We start from the raw sequence: 18317 nt of genomic DNA on the forward strand, positions 1-18317 counted from the left end.
ATGAGCTTGAAAAGGTTTGTGATTTGTCGCGGGAGACGCTCAATCTCCCGCATATGATGGGCTTGCCTAACCGCACCCTCGAACCGATCTCGAGAAGCTGGTCTTTTTGTGCCAATGACATCGAATTGGGTCCCGCACAGGATCCGGTTCAGGCGACAATCTCTTCGGGATTGCGCGGACGCTAACCTCGCAAGGGGAAGGCTGAAGCGACAGTCCCTTCGGGATTGCGCAGGTGGGCATTGGCAATGAGAACGATCAAGTGTCTTAAGGGCAATTGGTGGATGCCTTGGCATGCACAGGCGATGAAGGACGTGATACGCTGCGATAAGCTACGGGGAGGTGCGAATACCCTTTGATCCGTAGATTTCCGAATGGGGAAACCCACCTAAGGTACTTGGAAAATCAGAGCAGCCGGAGGTCGCAAGGCCGACTTGCTGCTGTGGTTTCCAAGTATCGATAATAGGTAACTTACCCTGAATACATAGGGGTAAAGTGGCGAACGCGGGGAACTGAAACATCTAAGTACCCGTAGGAAAGGACATCAACCGAGACTCCGGAAGTAGTGGCGAGCGAACCCGGACCAGGCCAGTGGCGATTGAGAGACAAGCGGAACCTTCTGGAAAGTAGGGCCATAGTGGGTGACAGCCCCGTACGCGTAATGCAATCAATCGTCCTCGAGTAAGGCGGGACACGTGAAATCCTGTCTGAAATTGGGGGGACCACCCTCCAAGCCTAAGTACTCGTGCATGACCGATAGCGAACTAGTACCGTGAGGGAAAGGTGAAAAGCACCCCGACAAGGGGAGTGAAAGAGTACCTGAAACCGATTGCCTACAAACAGTGGAAGCCCAAGGTTCGTCCTGGGTGACCACGTACCTTTTGTATAATGGGTCAGCGACTTAGTGTGACGAGCAAGCTTAAACCGCTAGGTGTAGGCGCAGCGAAAGCGAGTCTGAATAGGGCGTTCAGTTCGTCGCATTAGACCCGAAACCGAGTGATCTAGCCATGAGCAGGTTGAAGGTAAGGTAACACTTACTGGAGGACCGAACCCATAACTGTTGCAATAGTTCGGGATGACTTGTGGCTAGGGGTGAAAGGCCAATCAAACTCGGAAATAGCTGGTTCTCCGCGAAATCTATTTAGGTAGAGCGTCGACCGAATACCCCAGGGGGTAGAGCACTGGATGGGCTAGGGGTCCTCACCGGATTACCAAACCTAACCAAACTCCGAATACCTGGGAGTACTAGTCGGCAGACACACGGCGGGTGCTAACGTCCGTCGTGAAAAGGGAAACAACCCTGACCTACAGCTAAGGTCCCCAAGTTATGGCTAAGTGGGAAAGGATGTGAGGATCCCAAAACAACCAGGATGTTGGCTTAGAAGCAGCCATCATTTAAAGAAAGCGTAACAGCTCACTGGTCTAAATAAGGGTCTTTGCGCCGAAAATGTAACGGGGCTAAAGCCATACACCGAAGCTTAGGGTTTGGTCCGCAAGGGCCAAGCGGTAGCGGAGCGTTCTGTAAGCTGATGAAGCCATACCCGTGAGGGGTGGTGGAGGTATCAGAAGTGCGAATGCTGACATGAGTAACGTAAGGGGAGTGAGAGACTCCCCCGCCGAAAGACCAAGGGTTCCTGCTTAAAGCTAATCTGAGCAGGGTTAGCCGGCCCCTAAGACGAGGCGGAAACGCGTAGTCGATGGGAACCACGTTAATATTCGTGGGCTTGGAGGTAGTGACGGATCATTGAGGTAGTCCAATCTTATCGGATTGAACGGGCTGCTGCGTGGTTCCAGGAAATAGCTCCTCCTTATAAACCGTACCCGAAACCGACACTGGTGGTCTGGTAGAGTATACCAAGGCGCTTGAGAGAACTATGCTGAAGGAACTCGGCAAATTGCACGCGTAACTTCGGAAGAAGCGTGACCCTTTTCTACGCAAGTAGAGGAGGGTGGCACAGACCAGGGGGTAGCGACTGTTTATCAAAAACACAGGGCTCTGCGAAGTCGCAAGACGACGTATAGGGTCTGACGCCTGCCCGGTGCTGGAAGGTTAAGAGGAGGGGTGCAAGCTCTGAATCGAAGCCCCAGTAAACGGCGGCCGTAACTATAACGGTCCTAAGGTAGCGAAATTCCTTGTCGGGTAAGTTCCGACCTGCACGAATGGCGTAACGACTTCCCCGCTGTCTCCAGCATAGACTCAGTGAAATTGAATTCCCCGTGAAGATGCGGGGTTCCTGCGGTTAGACGGAAAGACCCCGTGCACCTTTACTATAGCTTTACATTGGCATTCGTAGTGGCATGTGTAGGATAGGTGGTAGGCTTTGAAACCTGGGCGCCAGCTCAGGTGGAGCCACCCTTGAAATACCACCCTTATTACTATGGATGTCTAACCGCGGCCCGTTATCCGGGTCCGGGACAATGTATGGTGGGTAGTTTGACTGGGGCGGTCGCCTCCTAAAGAGTAACGGAGGCGCGCGATGGTGGGCTCAGAACGGTCGGAAATCGTTCGCTGAGTGCAATGGCATAAGCCTGCCTGACTGCGAGACTGACAAGTCGAGCAGAGACGAAAGTCGGTCATAGTGATCCGGTGGTCCCGCGTGGAAGGGCCATCGCTCAACGGATAAAAGGTACGCCGGGGATAACAGGCTGATGACCCCCAAGAGTCCATATCGACGGGGTTGTTTGGCACCTCGATGTCGACTCATCGCATCCTGGGGCTGGAGCAGGTCCCAAGGGTATGGCTGTTCGCCATTTAAAGCGGTACGTGAGTTGGGTTCAGAACGTCGTGAGACAGTTCGGTCCCTATCTGCCGTGGGTGTAGGAATATTGAAAGGATCTGTCCCTAGTACGAGAGGACCGGGATGGACGGATCTCTGGTGGACCTGTTGTGGCGCCAGCCGCATAGCAGGGTAGCTATATCCGGACGGGATAACCGCTGAAGGCATCTAAGCGGGAAACCCACCTTAAAACGAGTATTCCCTGAGAACCGTGGAAGACGACCACGTTGATAGGCCGGGTGTGGAAGAGCGGCAACGCTTGAAGCTTACCGGTACTAATAGTTCGATCGGCTTGATCGTTCTCATTCCTTATGCTCATCGCTCCAAATCGGAGGATGACAGGCACAAAAAAGACCAGCGAATAGCCCCGAGAGGCACCCGACAGCTCCGCTGCCGATGCCTCTTTGTGCTCCTTCGCTCAAAAGCTTCTCGAACAACGTGCGTTTTGCCGACCTGGTGGTTATGGCGGAGCGGCTGCACCCGATCCCATTCCGAACTCGGCCGTGAAACGCTCCAGCGCTGATGGTACTTCGTCTCAAGACGCGGGAGAGTAGGTCGCTGCCAGGTCTGCTAAACGCACGTTGAACTCACATCCAATCGGATGGAGTGATGTCTTCTCTTTATGAAATGGCCCGCCAAGGGATCACGGGCCGCGTAAGCGGCCCTTTCATTTGGTCAGCTATATACCTATCTGTAGGCCTCGGCTTACACAAAAAAGCAAGCAAACGCTTGCTTAGGAACGCAAGCAAGCGCTTGCTTAGATTAGCAAGCAAACGCTTGCTAAGATTAGCAAGCAAACGCTTGCTAAGAGGTGACGCGGGGTGGAGCAGCCCGGTAGCTCGTCAGGCTCATAACCTGAAGGTCACAGGTTCAAATCCTGTCCCCGCAACCAAACTTCACTAAACAAACAGCCCGCCTCGTGCGGGCTCTTTTGTTTTTTGCCCTGGTGCCGGCGTTTAACCCGTCATGTCATCAGGCGCCCCCAAGCAGGCCAAGCCCAAGCCGCCAGACAGAAAACTCAAATCCTCTCCCCAACCAAACTTCGGTAAGCAAACAATCCGCCAGGAACAATGCCNCGCCCCCAAGCAGGCCAAGCCCAAGCCGCCAGACAGAAAACTCAAATCCTCTCCCCAACCAAACTTCGGTAAGCAAACAATCCGCCAGGAACAATGCCGGCGGACCGTTTTGATGTTCATCTTGGCTGGCCACCGATTGCCCCGGATCAGGCGCCCGCAACAAGGCGAAGCCCAGCTGCGGAACAAAAAAACCAATCCCGTCCCCTGCAAACCAATCTGCACCAAACAAACAGTTCGCCAGGCACCAGCCAGCGGGCCGTTCGCATTCGGGGGACAGCCGAAGGTTCTCGGAATACTCCGGGTGGTCAAGGCTGCTGTAAGCCGACGCAGCAGCAGACTTCTTGGCCAAGCGACATGGAGAGCGTCACGCCGCGCCCGGAGCAGATGCTTATCAAACAAGATCTGGGCTTCACGTGATAAGACGCGGCCGGCGGGAGGGCACCGCGCGAACTCCTGGGTGCAGATACTCCAACCACACTCCCCGGTTCGCGGCCAAAAAGGCCGGAAAGGCCTTGCCTGGCCCACCTTGGCGGCCTGCGACCACCTTCGTCGACCGGAGCGTATGACTCCCCGGAAGTAGGTTGTGAAATATATTTCAATATCTGAATTATATTGACAACATGCGCCGAGGTTGTAATGTCCCGATCGTCGGCTTTCGGAGGAAGGTCGGCATCATCAAATCCATACGGCAGCGCTCGGTGAGCGCCTGCGACGGTCATTGAGGATGGCTTCGGCCAAGGGAGGAAACTTGCGCAAATTTCTGAGCACGCTCGCAATCGCGGCGGCTGCATCGACCTGCTTTGGGTCGATGCAGGTACGCGCCGAAACCCCAAACCCGTTCAAATGCGAGCCGGGTGAAAAATACGTCATGAACGTCATGGTCTCGGGCGTCGAATACTGGTTCCCGGTCTATGAAATGTTCAAGCAGGCCGGCCAGCAGTTCGGCTGCGAGACCGCCTATACGGGTACGCCGGAATACGACGTCAACAAGCAGATCGCCACCTTCGACCAGGCACTGGCGCAGAAGCCGGCCGGCATATTGGTGCATCCGATGAATTCCGATCCATTCATAGAGCCGATCAACCGCGCCATCGAACAGGGCACCGCGGTGGTGACCTTCGCCGCCGACTCGCCGAATTCCAAGCGCGTCTCCTACATCACTTCCGACAACAATGCCGAAGGCACCTATGCCGCCGACGCCGTTGCCAAGGCGATGGACGGCAAGGGCGAATATGCGGTGCTGGAGAATCCCGGCCAGGACAACCACGACAAGCGCGTCAACGCGTTCGTTGCCCGCATGGAAGCCAAATGGCCTGACATGAAGCTCGTCGGCCGCGCCGCTTCGAACCAGGATCCCACCAAGGCCTATCAGGCGGTTCTGAGCCTGGCGCAGGCGCATCCTGATCTTGGCGCCGTGTTCATGCCGGAGGCCAACTCGGCCATCGGCGCTGCCCAGGCCGCCAAGGAAGGCGGTGGCAAGATCCGCGTCATGCTCGCCGACGTCAACGCCAAGATCCTCGACATGATCAAGGCCGGCGAGATCTTCGGCTCGGTCAATCCAAACCAGGGCATGCAGGGCTATATGGGCTTCATGCTGTTGTGGATGGCCAAGCATCCCGGCCTGATCGATCCGATGAACGACGCCAAGCGTTCGGGTTTCAACCCGATGAGCGTGCCCTTCGTCGACAATGGCTTCTCCATTGTCTCCAAGGACAATGCGGATGACTTCTACTGGGACAAGTACCTCAAGCGTCGCGGCACCAAGGGCATCGAGGAATAGTCTCGATCTCGCCGCCCGGCCTCGGCATGGCCGGATTAACCGGGAAGGAGGCTTCGGCCTCCTTCCTCCCCCGCAGGTTCATCGCAGGAGCACGGCGTGACCCAGGCGCCCATTCTTGAAATCCGTGGCCTGTCCAAGGCGTTCGGCCCGGTCAAGGCGCTGAGCGACGTACGGTTCGAGCTGCGGCGCGGCGAAATCCATGCACTGTGCGGAGAGAACGGCGCCGGCAAGTCGACGCTGATGAACATGATCGCCGGTGTATTGCAGCCCGACGAGGGCGACATCCTGATCGATGGCGAGCGCATTTCGATCCACTCGCCCGCAGCCGCGCAACGTCTCGGCATTGCGCTTGTCCACCAGGAGATCGCGCTCTGCCAGGACGCGACGGTTGCCGAAAACATCTACATGGCCGCGATCAACAGCCGGCGCGCGCCGCTGATGAATTTCCAAAAACTCTACGCCGACGCCCAGAAGGTCATGGACCTGCTCGCGCCCATTCCGGTGCGTACCAGGGTTGCCGACCTCTCCATTTCCAACCAGCAGCTTGTCGAGATCGCCAAGGCGCTGACGCTCGACTGCAAGGTGCTGATGCTCGATGAGCCGACCGCGGCGCTGACCGAAAGCGAAGCGCAGCGTCTGTTCTCGATCGTGCGCGGGCTCAAGGAGCGGGGCATTTCGGTGGTCTATATCAGCCACCGCATGGCCGAGATCTTCTCGCTGTGCGACCGCGTCACCGTCTTCCGCGACGGCCGCTACGTGGCGACCGATCCGATCGCAACCGTCTCACCGGACGATGTCGTACGCAAGATGGTCGGCCGCGAAATCACCCAGCTCTATCCCGACAAGCTGGCGCCGCAGGAGCCTGGGCGCCTGCTTCTCTCGGTCGAGGGGCTTTCCGATGGCCGCCGTTTCGCCGACGTCGATCTGCAGCTTCGTGCCGGCGAAATTCTGGGCATAGGCGGCCTGATCGGCGCCGGCCGCAGCGAGATCGCGCAAACGGTCTGTGGTCTGAGGCCAAGGACGTCTGGAACCGTCGCGCTCGACGGAAAGCAGCTCCGGCTGCGCGGCTATGGCGATGCGGTCAAGGCGGGGCTGGTCTACCTTTCCGAGGACCGCAAAGGCTCCGGCGTGTTCCTCGATCTGCCGATCGCGGCGAACATCTCCGCGCTCGACCTCGCCAGGCTGACCGGGCGCCTCGGCCTGCTTGACCGCAAGGCCGAGGATCGTCAGGCGAAGGAGCTGACCGGCAGGCTCGGCGTGCGCATGGCCGGCATCGATGCCGCCGTCTCGACGCTGAGCGGTGGCAACCAGCAGAAGGTCGCCATCGCCAGGCAGCTGTCCGTCAGTCCCAAAGTCATCATCATGGACGAGCCGACGCGCGGGATCGATGTCGGCGCCAAGGTCGAGATCCACCGGCTGCTGCGCCAGCTTGCCGGCAGCGGTGTCGGCGTCATCGTCATCTCGTCGGAACTGCCGGAGCTGATTGGCTTGTGCGACCGCGTTGTCGTGGTGCGCGAAGGCAGGATCGCCGGCGAACTCACCGCCAGCGAGCTCGGCGAGGAAGCCATCATCATGCTCGCCTCTGGCGTTCAAGACAGTTCAAATCAAAGGCAGGCCCAGAATGTCGCCTAGGGAATCAGGAGAAGCGCTCGTGCACGCCGAGATCAAGGCCGCCGGGCGGCGCATCAATTTCGCTCAGCTCGCCTCGATGCGCGAGGCCGGGCTGATCGTCATCATCCTGGCGCTGTGCATCGCCATGAGCTTCGCCTCGCCGCACTTCCTGACATGGGGCAATTTCCGCGCCATGCTGATGAGCTTTTCCATCGAAGGCATCGTCGTCGTCGGAATGACGATCCTGCTCATCGTCGGCGGCATCGACCTTTCCGTCGGCTCGGTCGTGTGTTTCTCGATGGTGGTCTCGGGTGCGCTGTTCCTTGCCGGCCTCGATCCCTGGACGGCAAGCCTGATCGGCATCGGCGTCAGCGCGCTGATCGGCGCGGCGATGGGCTTCTTCGTCACGGTGATAGGCCTCAATCATTTCATCACGTCGCTGGCGGCCATGGTCATCGTGCGCGGCATGTGCCTGGTCGTCACCAAAGGTACGCCGCTGTCGCTGTTCACCCTGCCGCCGGCCTTCAAGGCCATCGGCCAGGGCAGCTTCAACAACATCCCCTATGTCATCCTGATCTTCATCGTCGTGGTGGCGATCTTCGACTTCCTGCTGCGTCGCGCCACGGCCTTCCGCAAGGTTTTCTACACCGGCTCCAACGAGAAGGCCGCGCAGTTCTCCGGCATCAGGACCAATCAGGTGAAGTTCTGGGTCACGGTGCTGTGCTCGACGCTGGCCGGACTGGCCGGTGTCATCTACATGGCGCGCTTCGGCGCGGCGACACCGACCTTCGGCGCCGGCATGGAACTCAACATCATCGCCGCGGCCGTCATCGGCGGCGCCTCGCTCAATGGTGGCTCGGGCACCATCTTCGGAGCGATCCTCGGCATGGCGTTGCTGTCGGTGGTGACGAGCTCGCTTATCCTGCTCGATGTCTCGGTCTATTGGCAGGACATGATCAAGGGATGCATCCTGCTCGCAGCCGTATCGATCGATCACTTCCTGCATCGCAAGAAGTCCTGAACTCTAAAGGCACCGCAGCAAGACCATGGCCCCTCCCAACACCCGCGACGACATCGCCGCTGTTCGTCAAATGCACCAGGCGCTTGTCCTGCATTACGTCGAAGGCAAGACCCAGGCCGAGATCGCCGGGGAACTCGGCATCTCGCACGCGACGGTCAACCGGCTGATCAAGCGCGGCCACCAGCTCGGCCTCGTCGAGATCAAGATCAAGTCACCGATCGACCATCTGGTCGACCTGGAAGCACGGCTGGTTGCGCTGGGCGGCATCGAGCGGGCGATGGTGGTGCCGTCGGTCTCCGAGAATCCGCACACGGCCCTGCAGCGGGTCGGCGAGGCGGCGGCTGGGCTGCTGCTCGACACCATCAAGGACGGCGACACGATCTCGATCACCGGCGGCAAGGGCGTCAGCGCGCTGGTCGCCGGTCTCAAGCCGGGGCGCCGATATGACGTCGAGATCATTCCCGCAACCGGCCTGGTGCAGGGCAAGCACTACACCGACGTCAACCACGTCGCCTCGCTGATGGCCGACAAGCTCGGCGGCCGCGCCTATCAGATTCATGCGCCGCTGTTTGCCGACACCGTGCAGCAGCGCGAAATGCTGATGGGCATCAGCTCCGTCGCCGACGTGTTTCGCAAGGCGCGCGAGGCGGATGTCGCGGTGGTGGGTGTCGGCTCCATCCTGACCGACGATTCCAGCTACTACGACCTGCATCCGTCCTCGAATGCCGATCGCCAGGCGATCGAGAAGTCCGGGGCGACAGGCGAGCTGCTCGCTCATCTCATCGACCGCCAGGGCAAGCTTTGCAACTACTCGCTCAACCGTTCGCTGGTCTCGTTGACGCTTGACGAGTTCGCGACCATCCCGCGCTCGATCGGCATTGCAAGCGGCCCCAGCAAGGTCGCGCCGATCCTCGCCGCCCTGCGCGGCAACCATCTCGACACCATCGTCACGGACGAGGCCACGGGGCTCCAGATCCTCGAGCTGGCCGAACAGGAGGTAGCATGAATTCTCGACAGATCCAGCGGCAGATCGGCAAGTCCGGCATATCGGCGTCGGCCGTAGGCCTGGGCACCTGGGCGATTGGCGGGTGGATGTGGGGCGGCACCGACGAGAAGGAGTCGGTCAGGGCGATCGAAGCCTCGATCGATGCCGGCCTCAGCCTGATCGACACAGCGCCGGCCTACGGTCTTGGCCGCAGCGAGGCGATCGTCGGCACCGCCATCAAGGGCAAGCGCGACAAAGTGGTGATCGCGACCAAATGCGGGCTGAACTGGCATTCGGGCAAGGGCGGCCATTTCTTCGATCAGGACGGCAAGCCTGTGCATCGCTATCTCGGCGCCGACGGCATTGCCTATGAGGTCGAGCAGAGCCTGCGCCGTCTGGGCACCGACTACATCGACCTCTATATCACCCATTGGCAGGATCCGACGACCCCGATCGCCGAGACGGTGGCGGTGCTGGAAAAGCTCAAGGCAGCCGGCAAGATCCGCGCCATTGGCGCCAGCAACATCAGCGCCGAGGATCTTGGCCAGTATATCGATGCCGGCCAGCTCGATGCGATCCAGGAGCGCTATTCGATGATCGACCGCGACCTCGAGAGCAGCCTGCTGCCGATCACCCGCCGCCATGACATTGCCACCCTCAGCTACTCGTCGCTGGCGCTGGGCCTGCTCACCGGCACGGTCGACCCGGGCCGCACATTCGGCGGCGACGACCAGCGCAAGGACAACCCACGCTTTTCCACGGCCAACCGGCAGAAGGTCGCAAAGCTGAAAGAGGCCATCGCCCCGATCTCCGAGAGCCACCAGGCGTCGATGGCGCAGGTCGTCATCGCCTGGACGCTCGCCCAGCCGGGCATCACCTTCGCCCTGTGCGGCGCGCGCAATCCCGAACAGGCGCTCGACAATGCACGGGCCGGCGAGATCACGCTTGCGGCAAGCGAGCTAGCGGCAATCGACGCCGCGGCAGCCGCGCATCTCACCGCGATGGATGCCTGAGCAAAAAAGGCAACAGCCCCGATGAACCGAAGCCATACGTTAGCCGGTCTGCGCGACCGGCCTGATATCGCCGTGCTCGTCATCGGTGGCGGCATCAACGGCATCAGCGTCTTTCGCGAACTGGCCCTGCAAGGCGTCGATGTCGTGCTGGCGGAAAAGGGCGATTATTGCAGCGGCGCCAGCGCCGCCCTGTCGCGCATGGTGCATGGCGGCCTGCGCTACCTTGAAAACGGCGAATTCAAACTGGTGCGCGAATCGCTGCTCGAACGCGACCGGCTGCTGAGGAATGCCCCGCACTATGTGGCTCCGCTGCCGACGACGGTGCCGATCTTCGACATTTTCTCCGGTCTCGCCAACGGTGCGGTGCGTTTCCTGGGGCTGACGCGGCGGCCCAGCCGGCGCGGGGCGCTGGTCATCAAGGCTGGGCTTGCCATGTATGACCTTTTCACCGCTGCACGGCGTATGATGCCGACGCACCGGTTCAGGGGCCGCGCCGAAACCCTGAAGACATGGCCGGCGATCAACCCGGCGATCCGCAATTCGGCGACCTACTACGACGCCTGGGTGAGCCGGCCCGAGCGCCTCGGCCTGGAGATGCTGCTGGACGCCATGGCGAGCGCGACGAATGCCCGCGCCTTGAACTATGCGCAGGTGTCGTCGACAGGCGATGGCCTTGTCATCACCGACACGCTGACCGGCGAAGAGCTGCCGGTGCGGCCGCAACTGGTCATCAACGCCACCGGCGGCTGGATCGACCTGACCAACAAGGCCATCGGGGCAACGGCGCAGACGATGATGGGCGGTACCAAGGGGTCGCATCTGATCGTCGACAACGGCGAACTGCTCGACGCGCTCGGCGGCCATATGGTCTACTATGAGAACGAGGACGGGCGCATCTGCATCCTGTTTCCCTATCTAGGCAAGGTGCTGATCGGCTCGACCGACATCCGGGTGGACGATCCGGACCAGGTCCGTTGCGAAGAGGACGAGCAGCGCTACATCCTGCAGTCGCTCGCCTTCGTCTTCCCCTCGATCAAGGTTAGCGATGACCAGATCGTGTTCCGCTTTGCCGGCGTGCGTCCTTTGCCCGCCAGCGAAGACAGTTTTACGGGCCGCATACCGCGCGATCATTTTTGCGAGTTCGTCGAACCGGCCGGACATCTGCCGGCGACGTTGTGCATGATCGGCGGCAAGTGGACCACCTTCCGTTCGTTTGGAGCGCTGGCCGCCGACATGGCGCTGAAGCGGCTCGGCCTCGCGCGCAGCCAGGGCACGCAGGACATGGCCATCGGTGGCGGCCGCGATTTCCCCGCCGATCCGGACGCCTGGTGCGCGTCATTCGCCGCCGAGCATGGCCTGCCGGTCGAGCGCGCGCGCACACTTCTGCAGCGCTATGGCACGTCGGCCAGGGATTTCGTTTCGCACCCGGCGGGCGAACAGATGCTGCCGCGGTCGGACTATTCGGCAAACGAGATAGGGCGCATCATCGAGCGCGAGCAGGTCGAGTGCCTCGCCGACCTGTTCCTGCGCCGCACCGCCATCGCCATTTCGGGCGGTCTCAGTTTCGACCTCGTCAATGCCGTTCTCGACATGCTGGCGGCGCACAAGGGCTGGAGCGCCAGCGAGGCCGCCACCCAGCGCTCGACCTTCCTCACCTTGCTGGCCTACCGGCACGGCATCGATCTCCAGACGCATCAAAGGAGCGCCCTATGCGCATAAACAAGAAAGTCCGCATGAACCGGCTGTTCGATGGCGGCCGCTGCCTCGACGTAGCCATCGATCACGGTGTCTGCAACGAGCCGAGCTTCCTTGCCGGGCTGGAAGACATGGCCGGTGTCGTCACCCAGTTGGTCAAGGCGGGCCCCGACGCCATCCAGATGAACTACGGCCAGGCCGATCTGCTGCAGGCCGTGCCGGGCAAGGACAAGCCGGCGCTGGTGATGCGCATCGACATGGGCAATCCCTATAACAGGATACGCCACCGCGCGATGTGGGCGGTGCTGCAGAACGAAGCCGAGCCCTTGCTTGGCGCCATCGAGATGGATGCGGCTTGCGTCGTGGTCAATCTGTTCATGCTGCCCGACGAACCCGACCTGTTCCGGCAATGCGTGCAGAACATCGCCCGCGTGCGCGCCGATTGCGAGAAATACGGCCTGCCGCTGATGATCGAGCCGCTGGCCATGCTGCCGGTCGCAGAGCATGGCGGCTACATGGTCGACGGCGATGCCGAAAAGATCGTCACCTTGACCCGGCTTGCCCGTGAAATGGGTGCTGATATCGTCAAGGCCGATCCGACCACCGATCCCAACGACTTCCACCGCGTCGTCGAGGCGGCGCGCTGCCCGGTGCTGGTGCGCGGCGGCGGCAAGGAGGATCTGCGTGCCGTGTTCGACAAGTCGGCCGCCTTGATGGCACAGGGTGCGCTTGGCATGGTCTATGGCCGCAACATCTACCAGCACGCCAACCCGAGCGCTGTCGTGCGCGGGCTGATGGCGATCATTCACGACGATGCCGATGGCGGCACGGCCTGGGATCTGTACAACCAGGCCTAGGCTGCGGCCTCGGGAGGCGCCAATGGCAAGCTATATCCTCGGTCTCGATGCCGGCAACACCGTCATCAAGGCCATCCTCTTCGACCTGTCCGGCCGCGAACTGGCATTCGCCGCCCGTGACGGCCGCTCGTCCATGCCAAAGCCCGGACATGTCGAACGCGACCTCGACGAACTCTGGCGCAACGCGGTTTCGGTCATCGGCCAATGCATCGCTGAAGCCGGCATCGACGCCGGCGAGATAGTCGCCATCGGCTGCGCCGGTCATGGCAACGGGCTCTACGCGCTCGATCGCACGGGCGCGCCATTGATCGGCATCCAGTCGCTCGACACACGCGCGGTCGGCATCGTTGCCGAATGGGCAAAACAGAATGTCGGCGACCGCACCTATGCACATTGCCTGCAACGGCCGTGGGCGGCGCAGACGCCGACCCTGCTTGCCTGGCTCAAGCGCTTTTCGCCGGCTTTGTTCGCCAGCATCGGAACTGTGTTCCTGTGCAAGGATTTCGTCGTCAACCGCCTGACTGGTGCGCGCAGCAGCGACACTTCAGACATGTCGGGCTGCGGCCTGCTGCAGATGCAGGACCGCCGCTACGAGCCGGACCTGCTTGCCGCCTATGGGCTCGGCGATTGCATGGACCTGCTGCCGCCAGTGCTGGAATCGGCCGACATTGCCGGTCATGTGAGCGCGGAGGTGGCGGCCCTGACGGGACTGCGCGCCGGCACGCCGGTCGTCGCCGGGCTGTTCGATGTCGTCGCCAGTGCGGTCGGTTCGGGCGTGACCAGAACCGGCGCCGCATCGGTTATCGCAGGGACCTGGAGCATCAACCAGGTCATCACCGACGAACCGATCCGCGACCAGTCGATCTTCATGCTGTCGACTTTCGACCGCCAGCGCTATCTGGCGATCGAATCCAGTGCCACCTCGGCCGCCAATCTCGAATGGATCGTTCGCGAATTCCTCGAACATGGTGGCGAAGCCGGCAAGTCGCCGTTCGAATTGTGCAGCGAACTGGTGGCGTCCGTCGATCCCAACAGCGACATCCCGATCTATCATCCCTTCCTCTACGGCTCGCAGCAGAATGGCCATGCGCGCGCCGGCTTCTACGGCATCGCCGGCTGGCACAGCCGGGCCCATCTGCTGCGTGCGCTGTTCGAGGGCGTTGCCTTCGAGCATAAGCGCCATGTCGAGACCTTGCACAAAGCGGGCGCTGATTTCGACCAGGTGGTGCTGTCGGGCGGCGGCTCGCGCAGCAGCGTCTGGCCGCAGATATTCGCCGATGTGCTCGGCGTGCCCGTCACCGTGGCGCGCAGCCGCGAAACCGGCGCGCTGGGAGCGGCGATCGCGGCGGGCACCGGCGTCGGCATTTTCGCGGACTACAGCGCAGGTGCCGCCGCCATGACTGCGGCCGCCCGACATTTTGTACCCAACGAGGCGGTTGCCGATGCATATGCGGGACGGTATCGACTGTACGGCGAGATCAACCAGGCGATGACCCCGATGTGGGAGCGCATCGCCGGACAGCAGGCGCGCACGTGACCGAAGCTCCACCGTCCCCGTTCGGCAGTTACGACTACGTCATCGTCGGCGCCGGCTCCGCCGGCTGCGTGCTCGCCAACCGGCTCTCCGCCGATCCGCGCAACAATGTGCTGCTGCTCGAGGCCGGCGGCAGCGACCGCTATCACTGGGTCGATATCCCGATCGGCTATCTCTTCTGCATGGGCAACCCGCGCACCGACTGGATGATGAAGACCGAGCCGGAAGCCGGTCTCAATGGACGCAGCCTCAACTATCCGCGCGGCAAGGTGCTTGGCGGCTGTTCATCGATCAACGGCATGATCTACATGCGCGGCCAGGCAGCCGACTACGATGGCTGGCGTCAGGCCGGCAATGCCGGCTGGGGCTGGGACGACGTGTTGCCCTATTTCCTCAAATCGGAAGACTATCACGGCGGCAAAGGCGCCATGCACGGGAGCGGCGGCGAGTGGCGGGTCGAACGGCAACGGCTGTCATGGCCAATCCTTGACGCCTTCCGGGACGCGGCCGAGGAACTCGGCATTCCGCGCACCGAAGACTTCAACACCGGCACCAATGAAGGCTCGGGCTATTTCGAGGTCAACCAAAGGAAGGGCGTGCGCTGGAACACATCGAAGGCCTTCCTGCGCGGTATAGCGGCGCGCAAGAACCTGCGCGTGGTGCTCGGCGCGGAGACCGAACGGCTCGAATTCGACGGCCGGCGCGTCACCGGCCTGATTTTCCGCCGAGGCGGCCGCCTGCATCAGGTCCGCGCTGGACAGACGATCCTTGCGGCCGGTGCCATCAACTCGCCGAAGCTGCTCGAACTGTCGGGGGTGGGCCGCCCCGACCTGCTTTCGAGCATCGGCGTGGATGTTCGTCACGCCTTGCCGGGCGTCGGAGAAAACCTGCAGGACCATTTGCAGATCCGCACGGTCTTCAAGGTCGCCAACACCGCCACGCTCAACCAGCGCTACCACAATCTGGTCAGCCGTGCGTCGATGGGGCTGGAATACGCGCTCAAGCGCAGCGGGCCGCTGTCGATGGCGCCGAGCCAGCTCGGCATCTTCGCCAGGAGCGATCCGCGTCTCGCAACCCCCGACCTCGAATACCATGTGCAGCCGCTGAGCACCGACCGTCTGGGCGAGCCGCTGCATCGCTTTCCCGCGGTCACCGTCTCGGTCTGCAATCTGCGTCCCGAAAGCCGGGGCAGCGTGCACATGGGTTCAGCCGACGTGCGGGAGGCGGCGAAGATCCGGCCGAACTATCTTTCCACCGAGGGGGACCGCAGCGTGGCCGTCGCGTCGTTGCGTCATGTCCGCAGTTTGATGAAGGCACAGGCGGTGGCGCGCTTTGCGCCGGAAGAGATGCTGCCCGGCACGCAGTATGACAGCGACGAAGAACTCATCCGCAAGGCCGGCGATATCGGCACGACGATCTTCCACCCCGTCGGCACCTGCAAGATGGGTTCGGATACGATGGCGGTGGTCGACGACGGCCTGCGTGTTCACGGGCTTGGCGGGCTGCGCGTGGTCGATGCCTCGATCATGCCGACAATCGTCTCGGGCAACACCAACTCGCCGGTCGTCATGATCGCGGAAAAGGCAGCCGAGATGATCCTGCAAGAGGCCCGCTGACCGCCATCGGCTTCAAGCCGCGGCAACACCGCGCGATCGCCGTCTCTCGGCCGCCGCGAGCAGATCGACGAAGGTGCGCACCTTGGCGGGCCGGAACCGGGCCGGCGGAAAGACCGCGTGGATGCCGCCTGACGGCAGGCTCCAGTCGGCAAACACCGGCACCAGCCGTCCTTCGGCGATATCGTCGCTGACACTGTAGTCCGGAAAGACGCCGAGCCCGATGCCGGCGAGCACGCAAGCCAGGGCGGCGGGGCTCTTGTCGCACATGATCACCGGATTGAGCTCGGTCAGCACCGTCTCGCCATCCCTGGAAAACAGCCATTGGCCGATGCCGCGCAACTGGGTGTTGCCGACCCAGGCCAGCGATCTTGCCTGGCGCGGCGTCACGTCGGGCGGCAGGCTCGCCGCGAAGCCAGGGCTCGCCACCACGATCTGCCGGATCGTCCCCAGGCGCCGCGCCTGGTTCGAGGAATCGGTGAGCCAGCCGACGCGGATGCCGAGATCGATCTGCTCGTCCACCAGATTGCTGACGGCGTCGTCGAAGATCGCCTCGACGCGCATATGCGGGTAGGTTCTGAGATAGGCGGCCATGACCGGAGCCACGATCTTGGTGCCGTAGTCGAGTGGCGCCGTCAGCCTCAGCGTTCCGCTCGGTTCGACGGCTCCGCGCGAGATTTCGCCATAGGCCGCCTCCGCTTCGCGCAGGATGATCATCGCGCGGTCATAGAAGAGGCGGCCCTCTTCGGTCGGCGTGACACGCCGGGTCGTGCGTTGCAGCAGCGTTGCGCCCAGCTCCTCTTCGAGCTTGCCGATCTGATGGCTGACCACGGCCTTGGCGACGCCAAGCCGGTCGGCCGCGGCAGTGAAAGAGCCGGTTTCCATGACCGTGGTGAAGTAGGCGAGTCGATTGAGGTTCAGAAGTTCGGCCAAGCTGGCTGCCCTTTGTATGATCAGATCAGACAGTTTGTATAATTGGGCGCCATTTATCGCAAGGCTGCCGTCTGCCACATATGAGCGACGGCCTCGACGAGTCCGGTGGCCGGGCAGGAATGGCAGCGACTATGAGCAATTCAGAAGTGACCTATCTTTTCGATCCGCTCTGCGGCTGGTGCTATGGCGCCACTCCGATGCTCGACCGGTTGTCGGCCGCCGGCCTGAACGTCGAACTGCTGCCGACCGGCCTGTTTTCCGGCGCCGGCGCGCGTCCGATGGATGAAGGCTTTGCGGCGCATGCCTGGGCGAACGACCAGCGCATCGAGCGCCTGACCGGACAATCCTTCACGCCGGCCTATCGGCACAATGTCCTCAATGTCCGTGGGACCCTGCTCGACTCACATGCCGCCACACTCGGCATCAGTGCCGCTGGCCTGGAAGATCCCAGCCGCCGGCTTGCGGCGCTGAAGACGATCCAGCATGCGCGCTATGTAGAAGGACGCGATGTCGTGACGATCGGCGGTGTGGCCGAGGTGCTCGCCGCCGCCGGCATGGCGGACGCCGCCGAAATGCTCAAGGCGCCGACTGAAACATTGCTGACGGCTCACCGCGATCTGGTTGGCCGTGGCCGTGCGCTGTTCCAGCGCCTGCATGCCGATGGCGTACCTTCGCTCTCGGTCATCCGCAATGATGCGCCCCGGCTCATCGGTTCGAACGCGCTGTTCGGCAGCTTCGACAATCTCGTCGCCCATATCGCGGCGGCGTGATCCCATCCTCCAGACCCCAACAAGAAATAAGGAAACAGACATGGCAAAAGTCGCTCTCATTGGTGCATCGGGCGCCGTCGGTTCACGCCTTCTCAGGGAACTCTCCGATCGCGGCCACACCGTCACCGGCATTGCGCGCAACCCGGAAAAGATCGCCGCGCTTCCGGGCGTGACGGCGAAGAAGGGCGATGTCTTCGACAGACAAGGTCTCGCCGACCTGATCCGCGGCCATGACGCGGTGATCAGCTCCGTGCATTTCCTGGACAGCGATGCCGATACGCTGATCGAGGCGGTGCGCGCCTCCGGCGTGAAGCGCTATCTCGTCGTCGGCGGCGCCGGCAGTCTCGAAGTCGCACCGGGCAAGCGGCTGGTCGATAGCCCCGACTTCCCTGACATCTACAAGGCCGAAGCGCAGAAAGGCGCCGACTTCCTGGACAGATTGAAGACGGTCGACGACCTCGATTGGACGTTCCTGTCGCCATCCGCCATGTTCGTGCCTGGCGAGCGCACCGGCAAATTCCGCCTCGGCAAGGACACACTTCTCGCCTCCGACAAGGGCAGCAGCATTTCCTTCGAGGACTACGCGATCGTCATGGTCGACGAGATCGAGAAGCCAGCCCATATCAGGCAGCGCTTCACCGTCGGCTATTGAGCG

General features: G+C 61.9%; 12 protein-coding genes, 1 tRNA gene and 2 rRNA genes. 14 read left to right on the top strand and 1 reads right to left on the bottom strand.

Features of this window, described 5'->3' with window-relative positions:
• Window positions 1-253 precede the first annotated feature (253 nt).
• The 12 genes from EJ079_RS13670 to EJ079_RS13730 all read left to right on the top strand — a co-directional run bounded on the left by EJ079_RS13670 (window position 254) and on the right by EJ079_RS13730 (window position 15962).
• Window positions 254-3074, top strand: a 23S ribosomal RNA gene (locus tag EJ079_RS13670).
• 152 nt (window positions 3075-3226) lie between these two features.
• Window positions 3227-3341: ribosomal RNA gene (gene rrf / locus EJ079_RS13675) — 5S ribosomal RNA — on the top strand.
• 248 nt (window positions 3342-3589) lie between these two features.
• Window positions 3590-3666 (top strand) — tRNA-Met (locus EJ079_RS13680).
• Window positions 3667-4598: 932 nt separating this feature from the next.
• Window positions 4599-5630: a substrate-binding domain-containing protein gene (locus EJ079_RS13690; protein ID WP_013529471.1), complete on the top strand. Its 1032-nt coding sequence runs from the start codon at window positions 4599-4601 to the stop codon at window positions 5628-5630.
• Between the two features lie 96 nt (window positions 5631-5726).
• Window positions 5727-7262 carry a sugar ABC transporter ATP-binding protein gene (locus EJ079_RS13695; protein ID WP_127809239.1) on the top strand — a complete coding sequence of 512 codons (1536 nt, stop codon included), beginning with the start codon at window positions 5727-5729 and terminating at the stop codon, window positions 7260-7262.
• A gap of 76 nt (window positions 7263-7338) precedes the next feature.
• Complete coding sequence (locus EJ079_RS13700; protein ID WP_236383556.1) at window positions 7339-8262, top strand: ABC transporter permease; 924 nt, start codon at window positions 7339-7341, stop codon at window positions 8260-8262.
• Window positions 8263-8287: 25 nt separating this feature from the next.
• Window positions 8288-9268, top strand: a complete 981-nt coding sequence (locus EJ079_RS13705) for a sugar-binding transcriptional regulator (RefSeq protein ID WP_127321031.1) — start codon at window positions 8288-8290, stop codon at window positions 9266-9268.
• Window positions 9265-10260, top strand: coding sequence for an aldo/keto reductase (locus EJ079_RS13710; RefSeq protein ID WP_127809240.1), 996 nt, complete (start codon window positions 9265-9267; stop codon window positions 10258-10260). The genes EJ079_RS13705 and EJ079_RS13710 overlap by 4 nt, the downstream gene beginning before the upstream one ends.
• 21 nt (window positions 10261-10281) lie before the next feature.
• Window positions 10282-11979: a glycerol-3-phosphate dehydrogenase/oxidase gene (locus EJ079_RS13715; protein ID WP_127809241.1), complete on the top strand. Its 1698-nt coding sequence runs from the start codon at window positions 10282-10284 to the stop codon at window positions 11977-11979.
• Window positions 11980-11993: 14 nt separating this feature from the next.
• Entirely contained in the window at window positions 11994-12812 is an 819-nt protein-coding gene (locus EJ079_RS13720) for an aldolase (RefSeq protein WP_174800347.1), read from the top strand.
• 22 nt (window positions 12813-12834) lie between these two features.
• Window positions 12835-14349, top strand: coding sequence for an FGGY-family carbohydrate kinase (locus tag EJ079_RS13725; RefSeq protein ID WP_127809243.1), 1515 nt, complete (start codon window positions 12835-12837; stop codon window positions 14347-14349).
• Entirely contained in the window at window positions 14346-15962 is a 1617-nt protein-coding gene (locus EJ079_RS13730) for a GMC family oxidoreductase (RefSeq protein ID WP_127809244.1), read from the top strand. The genes EJ079_RS13725 and EJ079_RS13730 overlap by 4 nt, the downstream gene beginning before the upstream one ends.
• A 12-nt stretch (window positions 15963-15974) precedes the next feature.
• Here EJ079_RS13730 and EJ079_RS13735 read toward each other — a convergent pair whose 3' ends face one another.
• Window positions 15975-16892: a LysR family transcriptional regulator gene (locus EJ079_RS13735; RefSeq protein ID WP_127809245.1), complete on the bottom strand. Its 918-nt coding sequence runs from the start codon at window positions 16890-16892 to the stop codon at window positions 15975-15977.
• A 131-nt stretch (window positions 16893-17023) separates the two neighbouring features.
• On the opposite strand from EJ079_RS13735, the gene EJ079_RS13740 reads away from it, so the two are divergent.
• Together EJ079_RS13740 and EJ079_RS13745 are read left to right on the top strand one after the other, a co-directional pair.
• Window positions 17024-17662: a DsbA family protein gene (locus tag EJ079_RS13740; RefSeq protein WP_127397363.1), complete on the top strand. Its 639-nt coding sequence runs from the start codon at window positions 17024-17026 to the stop codon at window positions 17660-17662.
• 40 nt (window positions 17663-17702) lie between these two features.
• Complete coding sequence (locus tag EJ079_RS13745; RefSeq protein ID WP_127809246.1) at window positions 17703-18314, top strand: NAD(P)-dependent oxidoreductase; 612 nt, start codon at window positions 17703-17705, stop codon at window positions 18312-18314.
• Window positions 18315-18317 lie beyond the last annotated feature (3 nt).

It is taken from the genome of Mesorhizobium sp. M7A.F.Ce.TU.012.03.2.1 (assembly GCF_004006095.1).
Classification (GTDB): domain Bacteria; phylum Pseudomonadota; class Alphaproteobacteria; order Rhizobiales; family Rhizobiaceae; genus Mesorhizobium.